The organism is Clostridioides sp. ZZV14-6154 (assembly GCF_020657785.1).
Classification (GTDB): Bacteria; Bacillota; Clostridia; order Peptostreptococcales; family Peptostreptococcaceae; genus Clostridioides.
In genome coordinates this window covers 212,331-229,683 of the sequence record NZ_JAGWCY010000006.1, presented here as the reverse complement: position 1 = coordinate 229,683, position 17,353 = coordinate 212,331, and the positions used below count along the sequence as shown (strand labels likewise).

The 17,353-nt window shown below is 28.2% G+C and carries 15 protein-coding genes; 9 read left to right on the top strand and 6 right to left on the bottom strand.

Going from position 1 to position 17,353, the window contains the following annotated elements; translation table 11 throughout:
• The 3 genes from KGF45_RS14045 to KGF45_RS14035 form a co-directional block, all read left to right on the top strand.
• Positions 1 to 299 (top strand): transposase (locus tag KGF45_RS14045; protein WP_227842767.1); only part of this gene is annotated, 299 nt, incomplete at its 5' end.
• A 388-nt stretch (positions 300 to 687) separates the two neighbouring features.
• Entirely contained in the window at positions 688 to 3,810 is a 3,123-nt protein-coding gene (locus KGF45_RS14040; protein ID WP_227842766.1) for a bifunctional diguanylate cyclase/phosphodiesterase, read from the top strand.
• A gap of 283 nt (positions 3,811 to 4,093) precedes the next feature.
• Positions 4,094 to 5,380, top strand: coding sequence for a transcriptional regulator (locus KGF45_RS14035; protein WP_227830007.1), 1,287 nt, complete (start codon positions 4,094 to 4,096; stop codon positions 5,378 to 5,380).
• 285 nt (positions 5,381 to 5,665) lie between these two features.
• Here the strand turns inward: KGF45_RS14035 and KGF45_RS14030 are convergent, their stop codons facing one another.
• Together KGF45_RS14030 and KGF45_RS14025 are read right to left on the bottom strand one after the other, a co-directional pair.
• The gene (locus tag KGF45_RS14030) at positions 5,666 to 6,772 is read right to left on the bottom strand and encodes a M20/M25/M40 family metallo-hydrolase (RefSeq protein ID WP_227842765.1); all 1,107 of its coding nucleotides are present in this window, start codon (positions 6,770 to 6,772) and stop codon (positions 5,666 to 5,668) included.
• A gap of 35 nt (positions 6,773 to 6,807) precedes the next feature.
• Positions 6,808 to 8,349 (bottom strand): AbgT family transporter, encoded by a 1,542-nt coding sequence (locus tag KGF45_RS14025; protein WP_227839684.1) that lies wholly within the window; start codon positions 8,347 to 8,349, stop codon positions 6,808 to 6,810.
• An 851-nt stretch (positions 8,350 to 9,200) separates the two neighbouring features.
• Here KGF45_RS14025 and KGF45_RS14020 point away from each other — a divergent pair.
• Positions 9,201 to 10,262, top strand: coding sequence for a GGDEF domain-containing protein (locus KGF45_RS14020; RefSeq protein WP_227842764.1), 1,062 nt, complete (start codon positions 9,201 to 9,203; stop codon positions 10,260 to 10,262).
• Here the strand turns inward: KGF45_RS14020 and KGF45_RS14015 are convergent.
• The 4 genes from KGF45_RS14015 to KGF45_RS14000 all read right to left on the bottom strand — a co-directional run bounded on the left by KGF45_RS14015 (position 10,247) and on the right by KGF45_RS14000 (position 13,282).
• On the bottom strand, positions 10,247 to 10,435 hold the full coding sequence (locus KGF45_RS14015; protein ID WP_227830003.1) for a hypothetical protein: 189 nt from the start codon (positions 10,433 to 10,435) through the stop codon (positions 10,247 to 10,249). The two genes, KGF45_RS14020 and KGF45_RS14015, sit on opposite strands and share 16 nt — an antisense overlap.
• A gap of 198 nt (positions 10,436 to 10,633) precedes the next feature.
• Positions 10,634 to 11,944, bottom strand: coding sequence for a M20 family metallopeptidase (locus KGF45_RS14010; protein WP_227830002.1), 1,311 nt, complete (start codon positions 11,942 to 11,944; stop codon positions 10,634 to 10,636).
• A gap of 12 nt (positions 11,945 to 11,956) precedes the next feature.
• The gene (locus KGF45_RS14005; RefSeq protein ID WP_227842763.1) at positions 11,957 to 12,427 is read right to left on the bottom strand and encodes a hypothetical protein; all 471 of its coding nucleotides are present in this window, start codon (positions 12,425 to 12,427) and stop codon (positions 11,957 to 11,959) included.
• A gap of 3 nt (positions 12,428 to 12,430) precedes the next feature.
• Complete coding sequence (locus KGF45_RS14000) at positions 12,431 to 13,282, bottom strand: DUF3100 domain-containing protein (protein ID WP_227830000.1); 852 nt, start codon at positions 13,280 to 13,282, stop codon at positions 12,431 to 12,433.
• Positions 13,283 to 13,696: 414 nt separating this feature from the next.
• Between KGF45_RS14000 and KGF45_RS13995 the strand changes: the two genes are divergently transcribed.
• From KGF45_RS13995 to KGF45_RS13975, 5 genes are all read left to right on the top strand, one after another.
• Entirely contained in the window at positions 13,697 to 14,608 is a 912-nt protein-coding gene (locus KGF45_RS13995) for a helix-turn-helix transcriptional regulator (protein WP_227839688.1), read from the top strand.
• 127 nt (positions 14,609 to 14,735) lie between these two features.
• On the top strand, positions 14,736 to 15,236 hold the full coding sequence (locus tag KGF45_RS13990; RefSeq protein ID WP_227842762.1) for a GyrI-like domain-containing protein: 501 nt from the start codon (positions 14,736 to 14,738) through the stop codon (positions 15,234 to 15,236).
• Positions 15,237 to 15,818: 582 nt separating this feature from the next.
• Entirely contained in the window at positions 15,819 to 16,181 is a 363-nt protein-coding gene (locus KGF45_RS13985; RefSeq protein ID WP_227829997.1) for a response regulator, read from the top strand.
• 124 nt (positions 16,182 to 16,305) lie between these two features.
• Positions 16,306 to 16,863, top strand: coding sequence for a chemotaxis protein CheC (locus tag KGF45_RS20500; protein WP_227830010.1), 558 nt, complete (start codon positions 16,306 to 16,308; stop codon positions 16,861 to 16,863).
• Entirely contained in the window at positions 16,860 to 17,345 is a 486-nt protein-coding gene (locus KGF45_RS13975; protein ID WP_227842761.1) for a chemotaxis protein CheD, read from the top strand. The genes KGF45_RS20500 and KGF45_RS13975 overlap by 4 nt, the downstream gene beginning before the upstream one ends.
• The last annotated feature ends 8 nt before the right edge of the window (positions 17,346 to 17,353 follow it).

Sequence of the window (17,353 nt, the reverse complement as noted above, 5' to 3'; positions counted from 1 at the left end):
ATAAATTAGCAGGTGCAATAAGTGAAGTTAGTTGGTATGAATTTAGAAGGTTACTTGAGTATAAAGCTACTTGGTATGGGAGATTAATTTCTGTAATAGGAAATACATATCCATCAAGTCAGTTATGTAGTGTATGTGCTCATAGAAATAAAGATGTAAAGAACTTATCCCTTAGAAAGTGGGTTTGTCAAAAGTGCAATACACAGCATGACAGAGATATAAATGCTAGTGTAAATATACTAAAAGAAGGATTAAGATTAGTGGGGATGGAACAGTCCTTAGAGCCTATGAATGCTTAGTACAAAAGTACTATCGAATAGGAATCTCCACCTTCAAACGTTATCGAAGGTAGTTAAGGTGGAGTAGTTCAATTATATATTGGATGAAGATATGAGCATAAAATATGATTCTTATAATATAAAACTTGCTTAGGACTAAGTTAAGGGACAAATAATAAGAATTATATGAAGATTAAAAAAATAGTATGTACAGCAAAAGATATTTATGATAATTTAAGTTTTAGAGAGCTTAGGTGAGTGATATAATGATGAGCTCTATTTGTCAAAAAAGATGATGCTATTGTATTCTTTTTTTTTATAAAAAAGTACAATAGCATCATCAAAGGTATAGCAAAACTTGACATAGTTTCAAGAATTTAAAAAATTGGATAAAAGGAGTTATACATAAATGAGTGTGAGAAATTTAGTAGATGAATTAGATGAAATTATATATGTTTCCTCCTTGGATACATATGAACTTTTATATATTAATAAAAATGGGAAAAGGGTGCTAGGACTTGATGATATTTCTCATAGAAAATGTTATGAAGCATTACAAGGGAGAGATTCTCCTTGTGAATTTTGTACTAACTCTTTTTTGAAAGATGATGAATATTACATATGGGAAAATACAAACACTGAAATAGATAGACATTTTATATTAAAAGATAAATTAATTAAGTGGGAAGGTAAAGCTGCACGACTGGAAATAGCTCTTGATATTACTGATAAGGAAAATATAAGTAAGTCGATAGAGGAAAAATTGGAAATAAAAGAATTACTAGTTGGGTGTATTAAACATCTTATAACAGAAACTAATTTTTCAAATGCTATAAATCTTGTATTAAGCAGTATTGGGAAATTTCATAAGGCTGATAGAGCATATATTTTTGAAGTGTCCACAGATGGTAAAAAGATAAATAATACATATGAATGGTGCAATCAAGGCGTTGAGGGACAAAAACAATTCCTTGAAGATATTGATATTGAAGCATTAAAAAATTGGTTTTCATTATTTTATGAAAAAGGTTTTATAATATTAGATAATATAGAAAATATAAAAGAAACACAACCAATTGAGTATGAAATTTTAAAACCTCAAAATATTGAAAGTTTAATAGCATCTTCATTAAAGCAAGATGACAAAATTATTGGATTTATTGGAGTTGATAATCCAAAGAGAGCTGTTAAAGATACATCTCTTTTGACTTCTCTATCTTATTTTTTATTGACTGAAATGAAAAAGAGAGAGGTAGAAAATAAATTGAATCATATGAGTTATTATGACTTTTTGACTGGGGTTTACAATAGAAATAAATATATTAAATACATAGATAATTTTTACAGCAATAAAGCTAAATCTATAGGTGTTGTGTTTATAGATATAAATGGATTAAAAGATATTAATGATAACTTCGGACATGCTAGTGGCGACTCTGCTATTGTGTCAACCTGTGTAATTATAAAAAAATACTTTCATTCCTATAATATTTATCGTATTGGTGGAGATGAGTTTGTTGTATTATGTGAGGAAATTTCAAAACAACTATTTGAAGAAAAGGTTACTTGGTTAAGTGAAGAGTTTAAAGATACTAAGGTATATAGTGTAGCAATAGGAAGTATTTGGAGTGAAGATAGTATAAATATACATAGCTTGGCTAAAATTGCTGATGAGAGAATGTATCAAGATAAGCAAAGATATTATGAAAAAAATAAACTAAAGAGCAATAAAGTAGAGGGGATAAACAATTTAACTGGTTCAGAAAAAAGAATTTTATCTACATATGAAAGTTTAGAGACGGAAGAACCTTTTGACAGTATAACAAGTGATGGATATTCTAAAACTTATGAAAAACTAGTTTATAATACATATGATATTATCTTAGATATTTGCTTAGAGAAAAATTTAATTACTCCAATCCATCAATCAGAAAACAATATTTTTAAAATTTCTGTAAAAGAGAATATACAAAAAACATTTTTATACATTAGAAATTATATAGTTCATCCTGATGATAGAGCTATATTTTACTCTAATCTTTATTCAAAGTTTCTTGATGATTCAAAAAATAACAAGCAAGAGGACTTAAAGTTGAGTTTTGAATGTAGATGTTTAGGAGAGGATAAAAGGTACTATTGGACATCCATGTGTATCCTAAATGTTATCAGTAAAAATAAATTTGGTGAAAATCAGACACATATTTTGCTTTCTATTAAAAATATAGACCATATTATGCAAATACGTAAAAGACAAAGAGATATATTGACAGGGCTATATAATTACGAAGACTTTTGTCAACAAGCAAACTTATTACTTAAAAAACATCCTGATAAACATTATGTTGCTATAATGATGGATATAGATAAGTTCAAGGTAATTAATGATATTTATGGTATTCAAGAGGGAGATAGAGCATTAATATATATTGCAGAACTGATTAAAAAAAATATTACTTCTAAGGGAATCTGTTGTCGTATGTATGCAGATGTGTTTTGCATTTTTTATGAGTGCTATCAGGATAAAGATGTAGATAAATTAATTTATAAAATTACAAAAAATTTAAGTACAAAGCAATTTGAGTATATGTTAATACCATGCTTTGGAATTTATAGGATTCTGGATAATAATATATCAGTTACAAATGCCTGTGAAATGGCAGGATATGCACATAAAAATGTAAAGAAGCAGAGCATAAATCATCATATGTTTTATGATGAAGCTATGAGAAATGATGCAATTGAAGAAAAACAGATGGAAAGAGAAATGGAATATGCATTGGAAAATGGACAGTTTCATGTATACTTACAACCTAAATATAATCTTGAAATAAATAAAATTATAGGAGCAGAGGCTTTAGTTAGATGGATACATCCAGAAAAAGGTATAATACCTCCAAATAAATTTATATCACTATTTGAGAAGAATGGATTTATCATTAAACTAGATATGTATATATGGGAGCAAGTATGTTCTTTGATAAGAAAATGGATAAACTTAGGTCAGAATCCAGTACCTATTTCCGTAAATGTATCAAGATTACACTTGTATAATCCTCAATTTAGATATATTGTTTTAGGTCTAATAAATAGATATAATATACCAAAATCATTTTTTGAATTAGAACTTACAGAAAGCTTATTTATTAAAAATATAAAGTTATTTGCCAAGATAATAGCAGAGCTTAGAACAGATGGTATTATTTTAAATATGGATGATTTTGGTTCAGCATATTCTTCATTAAATATGTTAAAAAATATAAATATTGACACATTAAAGATAGATTGTGGATTTTTTAATGAAAAAGAAATTACAGAAAGAGAAAAAATTGTTTTAAAGCATACTATAGCAATGGCTAAGGACTTAAAAATGGATGTAGTTGCAGAAGGTGTAGAAACAAAAGAGCAAGCAGAGTTTTTGGCCAGTTTAAATTGCGTGGTAATTCAAGGATATTACTATTGTAAGCCTATTCCAAGTAGGGATTTTGAAAGTTTACTTTATAATCATCAAGATAGTAAACTAATAACTACTTAAAATAATATGCTTCATTTAAATATAATATATTCTGTGATAGGTTGTCTAAATTAAATGTAAGATAGTCTGTATATATTCAATCAATTAATAATTCAAGATTGAATATATATAGGCTTTATAGTATTTAAAATTTATTTTTCAGACATTTTTACCCTAAACGCTTGTATAGAGGTTCTTTACCGTAAATATAGAATGTGAGATAATAAATTAAATAAAAAATAAAAAGTAATGACATTATAATTTTTTTAGCAAGTACAATATTGATGGATTAGGAGCGAAGTTTATGATAGTGGGTATTATAGGTCCTTCAGACTCTGGCTTTAAGATAAAGGAAGACTTAAAACAGATAGACAGCAATTTAGAAACTAAAATATATGTAAGAGAAAAAGTAGTAGATACAGTAGAAGTTATTTCGAAATGTGAAGATGAATGTGATGCCATTATATTTACAGGGTGTGGAGTCTATGAGTTTATAAAATCTAGATATGAAATAAGTAAACCACATTCATTCGTTCCAAGAAGTGGGACAAGTATAATGAAAGCATTTTGGGCAATAAAGAGTGCAAATATAAAGCTAGATAAATTTAGTATAGATGTAGTTGATAGATATGTTGTAGAAGATGCACTTAAAGAGTTTGATATTGAAGCTACAAGTATATTTTGTAGGCCATTTTCTGTAGAAGTAGGAGAATCTGAACTTGCAAAGTGGCATATACAATTGTTTGAAGAAAATAAGACTGAGATAATGATAACCGGTTTTGGAGCAGTGTACAATGAGTTAAAGCAAAGAGGTTATCCTGTATTTCGCCTACAAGCAACTATACAATTAATCAAAGAAAGTTATGAAAAAGTGAAGAGTGAATATGCTCTAAGCGAGGCTAGATTTTCTCAAATTGCAGTAGAAATATTGAGTTTAATAGATTATAAAGAGAAGATAGAAAACTATTATTCTGATATGATAAAAAAATCAGATATGGATAAGCTTGTAGTAAACTATGCAAGAAGTATTCAAGGTTCTTTATTTTCGTTTGGAAGAAATGATTATGTAGTATTTGTTCATAAAGGTGTAGCTGATAATGAGTACAATTATGATAAATTATTTAAGCTAAAAAGAGATATAAAAGACATGGGATTTTCTCTTAGTATAGGGATTGGTACTGGAGTAACTGCATATCAAGCTGAAAATAATGCACATAAAGCATTAAGACATTCAATAGATTCAAAAGAGATTGGTATATATTTAGTAGATGAAGATGAAAATATAAGAGGTCCTTTAGCCTCAGAAAATGAATTAAATTACTCCCTAGTATTGGCTGATGAAAAAATAATAGAAATATCTAAAAAAACTGGGATGAGTTGCGAATCAGTAGCAAAAATCATAGCTATAAGTGAAAATAGAAAAAGTAAGATTTACGATTCAAAAGAATTGGCAGAATATCTAAATGTAAGTGAAAGAAGTGCAAGGCGTATACTGAATAAAATAGTAAGTGCAAATCTAGGTAGAATATGTGCTAAAGAAACTAGTATTGGTGGAGGAAGACCAAAGAATATTACTGAGATATTGTTTTAAAATATTATATAAGATTGTATTAAGTGTCATATAAAACACTAAAACCTATGTAAATCAACTTTTTAAGATAGTACTTATAGAGTTGAAAATACATAGGTTTTTAATTATGAGATTTAAAGAGTAATATTGTATAAAAGTATTTATATGAGTGATAGCACTCTAATTTATCATTAATTTTTTATAATTTATTATTTAACTTAATCATATGATAGACTGATTTAAAAGTAAAATCTAATATCTATAATCTAGACATATGATATGCTAATTTAGAAGAATATATAATAATTATAATTTAATCATATGATAAACTATTTTAGCAGTATCATATAATTCATCTATATTTACATATTCATTAACTGTGTGTACATCATACATCCCTAAACTTAATATAGCACAGTTATATCCAAGATTAGCTAGTATATTTGCATCACTACCACCACCAATTACCATTGGATTTGGAACAACACCAACTTGTCTTATTGCTTCCTCACTTAATTTAAAAACATGACTGTCTCTACTAAGTTCAAAACTTGGATAAGACATATTATGTTCAAAAGTGTAAGTAGTATTAAATTTAGATGCAGCATCTAAACAACATTTTTCCATATGATTAAGTTCATATTCTAAAGTTTCAGGGATATGAGACCTGATTTCAGCAGTCAATGTAACCTTATCAGTTACTATATTTGTAGCTCCACCACCTTCTATTTTACCTATGTTTGAAGTTGTCAGAGAATCTATTCTACCTATATGCATATTGCTTATTGCATGAGAGGCAACCAATATAGCATTTATACCTTTTTCAGGTTCTATACCAGCATGTGCTTTTTTACCATAAAAAGAGATTTTTATAGATTCCTGTGCAGGAGCCTTATATGCTATAGAACCAATAGCCCCACCAGAATCTAAAATCACCATATCCTTGCAAGGTAAGTTATCAGGGTTAAAGTTTTTAACACCATGCATACCAGCTTCTTCACAAATTGTAAAACATAGATATATATCTCTATGTGGTATTTTTTCTGTAATAACATGTTCTAGAGCTTCAAGGATAGCGGCTATACCAGCTTTGTCATCTGCACCAAGTGTGGTAGTCCCATCACTTCTAACTATGTTACCATCTAGTATTGGATTTACACCTAAACAAGGTTGAACTTGGTCCATATGAGCACATAAACAAAGAGGTCTACTTCCTTCTTCGCCTTTTATATATGCGATGACATTTCCCGTATTACCACCATATTTTTCACCAGCATCATCTATAATAGCGTCTATATTTCTTTCTTTTAGATAGTTTACTATCCACTTGGACATTTCCAATTCTTGATTAGATGGACTGTCAATTCTAACCATATCCATAAAATTATTTATAAGTCTATTTTTACTTAACATAAATCATTTCTCCTTTTAGAAAAAAATTAAATAAATTACATACTATAAGAAGGGAATATTCCAGGTCCTAATGGAATATTAAACACCATAAATAGTATCAATAGTATAGTCCATACTATCAAGAATGATATAGAGTATGGTAACATATTAGCTATTACAGTCCCCATACCCGCATCCTTATCATACTTTCTTGTAAATGCTAGTATAATAGGGAAGTATGGGAATAATGGGCTAAGTGGATTTGTTATACAGTCACCTATACGATAAGCCATTTGTGTAAGTGCTGGATTGTATCCAACCATCATAAACATTGGTACGAATATTGGTGCAAGTATAGCCCACTTTGCAGATGCACTTCCTATAAATAAATTTATAAAGCACGATAATATAATAAATCCTATCAATAATAAAGGACCATTTATTCCTGCTGATTTCAAAAACTCTCCACCTTTTACAGCTAGTATTAAACCTAAATTACTGTTTGTAAATAATTGCAAAAACTGTGAAGCAGCAAATGCTAGTATTATATATCCGCCCATATCACTCATTGCACCAGCCATTATAGAGACAACATCTTTATCCTTTTTTATTTTACCTATAGTTTTTCCATATACAACACCAGGTATAAAAAAGGCTAAAGCTATTATAGGTACCATACCTTTCATAAGAGGAGCATTATTTGATAATAAATCTCCTGTTTCTGGGTCTGCTAAGAATGGTTTTTGACCAATTACACTAAGTGCTATTATAATTGCTGCATATATTAATATACTTATACCAGCTTTTTTAAGTCCTTTTTTTTCTACATCGCTAAGACTACCATCAACATCTAACTCTGCATTTCCCTCGTATTTACCAAATCTAGGAGCTACAATTTTTTCTGTTACCCAAGTTGCCAATAATATTAATACAAAAGTTGATGCTATCATAAAAAATAAGTTCATTGTTGCATTAGCTTCAAATCCAGAATCAATCATCTGAGCTGCTGGTACTGTAAAGCTTGCAGCAAGTATATCGTTAACACTTATCATGATGTTTGCTGCAAATCCTAGACAGACTGCGGCATATCCAGAAAATAAACCTATAAGTGGATGTCTTCCAACACCAAGATATACAAGTGCAGCCAATGGTGGGAATAGTATTGTACCAGCATCTGATGCAATATTTGCAAGCATACCTATAGTCATTACGACAAGAGTTACTTTTGTTTCAGGAATTTTGCTTACTGATGCCTTTATTGTTGCTGTCATAAGTCCAGTTTTATCACAAACACCAGCACCTATCATAGTAACTAAAACTAGACCTAAAGGTGCAAAGCCTTGAAAATTACTAACAATATTTCCTAATAAAATCTGAAGTTGTTCTACAGTTAATAAATTTACAGCAGTTATAGTCTCACCAGTACCAGGATGAACTACTGATATACCCATAGAACCGATTATGCTAGATAGTATAAGTAAAAGTACACATAATCCTAAAAATATTGTAACTGGGTCTGGTAGTTTGTTACCAACAATTTCTATTCTGTTCAATGTTCTGTCAAAAAAGTTCTTCTTTTTAACTACGTTATCATTCATAATATCCTCCCTATGTTTTTAAAATATAATATTGAAAATGAGTATTGTGGTCAAATTTATGATGTAAATTATGACTGTCAATTTAAGACGTGTCCACAATGTGTCCTAAAAAAAGTATAAAATAAACTTTTTCCTATGTCAATGTAATTTTCTGAATTTTCTGGATGAGTGGTGTTAATTAAATATGCTTTAAGTAGATTGATACCGAATTATGTCTAAGTTATCTACATTATATATACGCTTTAAAATTAATTTTAAAACAAAGTTTTATAAAAATCTAGTGGAATATTAAGTTAGTAAAAGAATAAATTAATAAAATACAAAACTTTATAACAGCTAAAGTGGAGTATTTGGGTTAGAATTAAAAAATAATATGTAAGAGGATAAATTGTCATAAGAATATATGAAAAATATAAAAGATTAAAGAATGGTAGAGAAATAGTAAAATACACAAGTTTATATTATGATGAATATAACCTATGTAGGAGCTCTTTTTTAATGACTTTTGTATATGAGAATGCTATAATATATTCGATAATAAGTAAAGAGATATTAAAATAAAATTAAAAATATTAAGCTATTTATATGTTTTTGTAAACTAGATAGTAATATTATTATATTTTTATAAAAAATATATTGGAAATATAATCAATTTATATAATTGGAAATTATTGGATTGTTTTTAATATCGAAATAAAAAAATATGAGTAATAGTACTATATGATAGTTAAATCACTTTTTAAATTAATAAATAATGTGAGAGTTTATTTATAAGTGTATCAACAGTAGTTGAACTGTAGAAGCATTAAATAATTCGTGAATGAGAGTGTGTAATGTACAAGGGGGGTATGATGTTAGAAACAATATTAAAGAATTTTAAAGCAAAGAAGATGAATTTGTATAAATCTGAAATTAGATTGAGAAATTATCGAAGTTTCTGTGGTTTATCATTATTAGGACTCACTATTTCAGCTATGGTGTTTGTATTTGGATTGATTTTATCAGAAGTTGTTACTTTTAATATAGAGTTTTTTATTATACTTGGATACTTTTTTATTCTTTATATTATTTCTAAATTTTACTTAAAAAAACATTCTCAGTATATAACACTTATCTTTTATTTGGCATTAACTCCAGCTATGATAATGGGTATTTTGATGGGAACTTTTCTAGATAAAACAGAACCATCAATCACGATTATGGTCTTTATATGTGTACTTCCTTTATTCATATTGGATAAACCGTGGAGAATTATTCTCTACATAACAGGAACTGCTATAATCTATGGTATTTGTTGCTTTATAGCAAAGGATATAAATATGTTTATGGCGGATTTAGTTGATTTAGTTATTTTTTATTTTTTATCTGTAGGTGTCAACTTTTTTATTCTAAATGACCGTATCGAAAGTGTAGAAAACTACATTAAATATAGAACTAAATCAGAAATTGATTTATTGACAGGTATATATAATCGAGGTGCTGGTGTTGAAATGATTGAACAGCTTATGGACGAAAAAAAGTATGGAGCCTTTATTCTTATCGATATAGATGATTTTAAATATATCAATGATTCTTATGGTCATATTGTAGGTGACCGTTATTTACAAGCTGTAGCTGATAATATAAAGAATATTTTTTATGATAGTGTAGTTTTAAGATTAGGTGGTGATGAATTTGCCATCTACGCTAAGGATTTAAATAATGAGGAGAAGTGTAGAATGCACTTTGAGAAATTATTTGATGCGTTAAATAATATGGAAGATTTATCACAGAATAATTATGTATTTCATATTAGTTTAGGATGTTCAATCTGTGATAAAAATATTACTAATTTTGAAGATTTATATAGTAAGGCAGATGAAGCTCTTTATGTAGCAAAGGAAGCAGGAAAAGGGTGTTATCGAATAAACTGATTTAATATTTTATCAGGATTTCTATCTATATCGAGTAGAAGTGAAATTGAATCAGAGGTATGTCCTGGTGTATCTATGATTTTTCCACATAGCTCTGCTTCAATTTCTTTACGATTATCATCAGATATAAGAAAACATCTCTTTTCAAATTCCTGTTTTAGTGGGGGAAACAAGTTTCTATTTTATTAAAAAAACATACCACACTTACAATTATACTTCAACATAACTTTATAAATTTTGCAATTAGTACCTATTTGCAAAAAAACAAGACAATAATTATATGCTATAAAAAAATGAAATACAAGAAAAGATGGTAGAGCCTCTATGACATATACCACCTTTTATATTATATAAATCAATCTTTAACAGACCTATAAAGTTTTGTCGTGTTTTTCTAAGAATGTTAAGTATTCTTCTTTAGTCATAACTGGAGTAAAGGCATCCAGTATATCTTTAGTCTCCTTAGCATTATCAAAAAGAAGGTCTACAACTGTAAGTGCCATAGCCTTAGCAGGAACTATGTAAGCTAAGTCTTCATCAACTATTTCAAAATCTCTCGTATGAAGAGCACCTTTTACACCACCAATCATAGGGTGAAGGGTAGGCATTATATGAGATACATCTCCAAAATCAAATGAACCAGTGAAATCTCCACCATCGATAATCTTTCCTTTTAAACCTAAATCTTCAAGGTTATTTTTAAATAGGTTATCAAGGTTTTTGTATCTTAATATTGGTAGATACCCAGGAATTTCAGTTATCTCAACATCAGCTCCAACCGCCATTCCACCAGCCATTAATGCTTTATTTATTCTTTTATTAGCATCTATCATGCCATTTATAGTTCTGGCTCTTACATATGATTCCATATGAACATCAGCAGGAACAACATTTACTATATCTCCACCTTTTGTGATGATAGGATGAAATCTAACTCTTTCAGATTCTTTAAAAGTCTCTCTAAGTGCATTTACATTATTTATAGCAAGCATTGCTGCATTTAAAGCATTTATTCCATCATGTGGAGCAGAACCAGCATGAGATTCTTTTCCTATAAATTTAACCTTTTTGCCGACAAAGCCATTACTTTCAGGGCCAACTAAAGCCTTATCCTCTCCTAAATCTGAAGAGTGAAACATCATAGATATATCTATATCATCAAAATAACCTCTTTTTATTAGTTCTTGTTTTCCACCAAAGTAAGTTATTTTTCCTTCTTTTTTCAATTGTTCTCTGTATTCTAATTCAATAAATTCTTCAGCAGGAGTAGCCATAAAAGATATTTTACCATCTAAATGTTCTAAAACTCCACTTTTTACTAAACCAACAGCAGCACCTAACATTCCAGCTATTTGTATATTATGTCCACAAGTATGAGATGCACCTATTTCATTAGAATCTTTATGTTCTTTGCATGATATACCATCTAATTCTCCAAGTATAGATATATGAGGACCTTCTTTACCAGAATTTGTATCTGCCTTACATCCTGTAACAGCTATATTTTTTTCGACAGATAAGTTTAGTTCTTGTTCAAAAAAGTTTGAAACAGCTTCTGTAGTTTTATACTCTTTATATCCATATTCTGGATTCTTGTAGATTCCATGACCTATTTCTAATATCTTTTCTTTATTTTCATCTATAGTCTTTATTACTAGAGATTTTAATTGTTCTTTATTCATAATAAGTTCCTCCTATATTTTACCTTGAATACTTAAAACTATATGAGCTATACTTGCACATGCAAAGAATATAGTTGTAAAAACAATAAGTGATATTATAACTATTTTCCATGACATTTCCTTTAAAGCTTCTATTTTGTTTCCAACAGAAATTCCTGCAAAAGCTAGTAGAGGAGTAGTTATAGCCATAAAATTAATATTATTAGTGCTAGTTAAGAATACTTCAGATGTTGGACTATATGGCATACTAAGTAAAAGACCTATTATAGTTGCAAATCCAAAAGCAGGAAATATTGATTTAGGAAATAAATCCTTTATAATCATAGCAGCCATAGCAGCTAATATTAACATTACCATTCCAGGAAAAGCTGTTACTATAGATGTACCAACACTAATTCTTTGCCCTATAAGAATTATAACTCCAATAATAGACATAACCAATAATTGATATGAACTTTTCTTTAAATCTAAATTAGCAAACATTTATTAGCACTCTCCTTTTGTAGTTTTTGTTTCTTCAGCCTTTTTACTTCTTGAAAATTTAGGTTCTAAAATTTTGTACATAAAGTTAGTAAATGGTAAAGATACAAAGACCAAGAATATAATTCCTGTTATACTAGACATCATATTACTTGTTGCTGCATAGGCAAGTATTGTATCTGCCATTTCTGGAGGTACCATGGTAGAAAGTGAACCAGCAGCTGCGGTCATCATACTTCCACTACCAACACCACAAGCCATTCCTAAAGCATATGGATGAAGGCCACTATAAATTGACACTGAGCCTAACACACTAAAATATATAGTACCAAGAACTGTACCCATTAAATATGTACCAAGTACGCCACTACCTTCTGGAGAATTTATTCCATATTTTTCAGATATAACTCCTAAAGAAGGTTCACGGCTTATACTTGCAGTAGCTCCAATAGCTTCTCTTTTCATACCAAACATTAATGCAAGAGGTAATGCAACTATTGGTGCAAGTATGTGACCAAATTCTTGAGCAAGAAATGCAGGTCCAGCTTGAATTATCTTATCGATGTTTGGACCAACAGTAGTCCCATATTTTATACCAAGCATTACTAGTGCAATTCCAACAACTTCACCAGCAATATTGATTTCTTTTTCTCCAATAACTTTTTTAAGTGCTTTAATTTTTTTTCCCAATAAGTCAGGTGTTATTATAAGTCCGATTATAACTGCATAAAGCATTGGAAATAGTATTATAGAAGCTGAACCAATAGCTAAGGTTCTTTGTCCTATAAATTCACATATTACTACTAAGATTAAGCAAGTTAAAAAGACTTGAATAAAGTGTTTTTTATTAATTTCCATGATTGCCTCCCTAAAAAATAAATATTGTACTTATTTGAATTTGAAATAGAAAATACGCTTTCTTAAATATAATACGTTTTCCTAAGTTACATAGAATTATATAATAAAACTAAATTACATAGAATTATATAGTAAAATTGTTTTTCAAATAAGTTTCAGAAATGTCAATAACATGTCCTTAATTAAGGATAAATCAAAAATTTAACATTGTCAACGAAAAAATATCTAAAATATTACATAACTTCAAAATATTAGCATATAAATTTATTTATTAAAAATTTGCTTAAATATTGTAGGAATAAAATATAAAAAGCTTTAAAATATATAATATAATAGTAAAATTAATAACTTATAAAGTATACGAGAAAAAAGCAATTTAATATAATATATAATAATTTTAGTGGGTGATAATAGGTGAAAATAAATAGATTAACAGAAATAATAGTAATACTATTAAATAAAAAATTAGTTACTGCTAAAGCGTTGGCTGAGAGGTTTGAAGTTTCTACAAGAACTATATATAGAGATATAGAAACTCTGTCTATGTCAGGGGTACCAGTATATATGACTAAAGGCAAAGGAGGAGGAATATCTTTAATAGAAGAATATTCTATAGACAAAACTATATTGTCAAAGGAAGATAAGGAGAGTCTAATAATAGCACTTCAAACATTGCAAGCAACAAAGTATCCAGAAATAAATTCAGTAGTAGATAAAATTGGTTCAATATTTGGAGAAAGTAATTTTGCAAACTGGATTGAAATAGATTTTACTGAATGGGGAAGTAATTTTAATGAGGATGATAAATTTACAAAAATAAAAAATGCTATTTTAAGACGTAACACTATAAATTTTGATTATGTAAATAGTTTTTCAAGTCAGACAAATAGAACTGTTGAACCTATGAAGCTAATGTATAAAAGTAAGACTTGGTATTTGTATGGGTTTTGCAAATTAAAGGACGATTTTAGAATATTTAGAATCAGTAGAATGAAAAACTTAGTAGTAAAAGAAGACTTATTTTCAAGAAAGATGATTGAAGAGGCATGTTTAGATGACTCTAAAATAATTAAAGAACATATTGTAACTCTAAGGCTAAGATTTAAAGAAAAGATGCTCTATAGAGTTTTTGATGATTTTAACAATGATTTAATAACTAAAAATGAAGATAATACATATGATGTAATTGCAGAATTCCCAATTGGAGAGTGGATTTATGGATATATCTTATCTTTTGGAGATAGTGTTGAAGTACTTGAACCTAAATTCATTAGAGATAATGTAATAAATAGGTTGAGAGAGATGTTTAATATGTATTCCTTATAAGTTACTATTACTAAATTTAATTATATTAAAATATATGACATATAGATGTCGTATTTTATAAATTATAATTAAATCAAATAAACATATAATCAAAAGCAATCAATAAAGCTAAAGTGAGGTATAAAGTATGGATTATGAAATAGTACATATAAGTGAAAAAATAGTAGTAGGTGTATCAAAAGAAACTACAAATAACAATGGGCAAGCAGTAAAAGACATAGGTGAATTATGGAAAAACTTTATGGGGAAAGGTATCTATAATGCTATAAAAGGTAAAAAAAATGATAAAACAATAGGTTTATATACAGACTATCAAGGTGATTTTACAAATCCATATAACTTTGTAGCATGTTGTGAAGTAAATAGTGAAGATGGTAAGGATAACAATCTAAGTGAATTTAATGAAAAAGATATTTGTGGAGAGTTTGTTATAAGTAAAGTTATACCAGGTGGTAAATATGCAAAATTCACTATAACAGGAGATATACAAAAGTCAGTAGGAGAATTCTGGTTTGAGTTTTGGAAAATGGATTTTGATAGAACTTATATAAGTGATTTTGAAGAATATCAAAATAATACATATGATATGAATAAGCAAGAAGTTCATATTTACATTGGAATAAGATAAATTCATTGATAAATTTTAATAGATAAAACTTATTATAGGGATAAATAAGTTGATAATCATGAGGGAGTGTATTATACACTCCCAATTTTTATTTTATCTTTAAAAGTGATAATATTATATTTTCTTTAATTACATAATTTTTGAGTAGTTCACAAAGTTCTCTATCATCATCTTTAATCAATATTTTGTTCATAATTTAAATCTACCTTTAGCAATATGTAAGAATTTATTAATTATAATAGGCTATAAATTTAATTATAATTCAGCCGATAATACATGTATATTATACAAATATTTTTAATTTATTATATTTCTATATAATTGGTTTTTTGACAACTTTTTACGTTTTTATATGATTATGTTTTTAATAACTCGTCAAAATGCCAAACATATATTACAATAGAGATATAAGTTTTTTAATTGATAAACTGTATTAATAAAGTTGAATATAATATAGCATGAATATGTACTTTTATTTATAGATGAAATGTATTTATTATGTAGGGAAAGTAAGTCAGTAAGTATAGACAATGACTGAAAAATAATAGCATTTATTGTTACAAGTATGGAGGAGTTAGTTTTATGGAAAATAAAATTTTAATAGTAGATGATGCTATTTTTATGAGAATGATGATTAAAGAAGCTCTGAGTAAAAGTGGTTACGATAATTTAGTAGAAGCAAGTGATGGAGAAGAAGCTTATAATATGTTTAAAGATGAAATGCCTGATTTGACACTACTTGATATTACAATGCCTAAAAAAGATGGTCTAGAGGTATTAAAGGAAATAAAAATGTTGGATTCAAATGCTAAAGTGGTGATGTGTTCTGCAATAGGGCAAGAAAATATGATTGTGGAAGCTGTAAAGCTTGGAGCATTAGATTTTATAGTAAAGCCATTTAAAACAGAAACATTGATTAAAGTTGTAAATAATGCCTTAAAATAAAGGCTGTAAATACACCTTTATATAGTAAAAATACATAAATGTAACAATAGAGGGAGGGGTTTATATTATAAATTATTCACAACTTGATGATGTCCATATAGATGCTCTTAGAGAAATTGGTAATATAGGCTCTGGGAATGCAATTACTGCACTTGCATCCATGATAAATAGTAAGATAGAAGTATTAATACCTATGGTCAAGATACTTGAATATAGTGAAGCTACAAATTTACTTGGAGGTCCAGAAAACAAGGTTGTATGCATTTTACTTGATATGAAGGGCGATATTAATGGGATGTTTATGTTTTTGCTGGATGAATCAATCACTCAACTTATGCTTAACTCTCTTTTTAATAAAGATGAAGCTTTCTTAGACGAAATTACAGGTATTGAAATTTCTGCAATCAAAGAAATAGGAAATATTATGGCAAGTTCTTATGTAAATGCTATTGCATCTATGCTAAATATGAACATAAGTATTTCAGTTCCAGATATGTGTATTGATATGGTTGGAGCTGTGTTAAATGTACCTATGATAAGATTTTCTGATGTTGGGGACAAAATTTTATTTATAGAAAATAAATTTAAAAATAGCGATAATTATTTTATTAGCCACATATTGATGATTCCAGAAATGGACTCGCTTAAAGAAATATTAGTAAGATTGGGATTAGCAGTATGAGTAGAGAGATAATAGTAAATATTGCAGATATGAAAATAGTGTATAAACCAAATGTTTTGGTTACTTATGCACTTGGCTCTTGTGTAGGAGTATGCTTGATAGATAAAATAGCGGGAATTGGTGGAATGTTACATGTTATGTTGCCATATAGTAAAGATGCTATTCATATTGAAAATAAATGTAAATTTGCTGACACAGGAATAAATGAACTTATTAAGTCTATGGAGCATATAGGTGCAAATAGGACATATATAAAAGCAAAAATAGCTGGAGGAGCCCAGATGTTTTTAGGAAATAGTAATTCATCAATTGCAAGCATAGGCTATAGGAATGTTGAAGCAGTAAAAAAAACTCTTTTAAGCTTAAACATTCCTATAATAGCAGAAGATACAGGAATGAATTATGGAAGAACAATACGCTTTTATACTGAGACAGGGGATTTAATTGTAGACTCAATAAATAAAGGAAAAAAGAAAATATAGCTATATTT

Coding starts and splice junctions, on each gene's coding strand:
- KGF45_RS14025 (WP_227839684.1), bottom strand. CDS start 8,349: ATGAATGATAACGTAGTTAAAAAGAAGAACTTTTTTGACAGAACATTG.
- KGF45_RS13975 (WP_227842761.1), top strand. CDS start 16,860: ATGAGTAGAGAGATAATAGTAAATATTGCAGATATGAAAATAGTGTAT.
- KGF45_RS14035 (WP_227830007.1), top strand. CDS start 4,094: ATGATAGTGGGTATTATAGGTCCTTCAGACTCTGGCTTTAAGATAAAG.
- KGF45_RS14005 (WP_227842763.1), bottom strand. CDS start 12,427: ATGTTTGCTAATTTAGATTTAAAGAAAAGTTCATATCAATTATTGGTT.
- KGF45_RS14040 (WP_227842766.1), top strand. CDS start 688: ATGAGTGTGAGAAATTTAGTAGATGAATTAGATGAAATTATATATGTT.
- KGF45_RS13985 (WP_227829997.1), top strand. CDS start 15,819: ATGGAAAATAAAATTTTAATAGTAGATGATGCTATTTTTATGAGAATG.
- KGF45_RS14030 (WP_227842765.1), bottom strand. CDS start 6,772: ATGTTAAGTAAAAATAGACTTATAAATAATTTTATGGATATGGTTAGA.
- KGF45_RS14010 (WP_227830002.1), bottom strand. CDS start 11,944: ATGAATAAAGAACAATTAAAATCTCTAGTAATAAAGACTATAGATGAA.
- KGF45_RS14000 (WP_227830000.1), bottom strand. CDS start 13,282: ATGGAAATTAATAAAAAACACTTTATTCAAGTCTTTTTAACTTGCTTA.
- KGF45_RS14020 (WP_227842764.1), top strand. CDS start 9,201: ATGTTAGAAACAATATTAAAGAATTTTAAAGCAAAGAAGATGAATTTG.
- KGF45_RS13990 (WP_227842762.1), top strand. CDS start 14,736: ATGGATTATGAAATAGTACATATAAGTGAAAAAATAGTAGTAGGTGTA.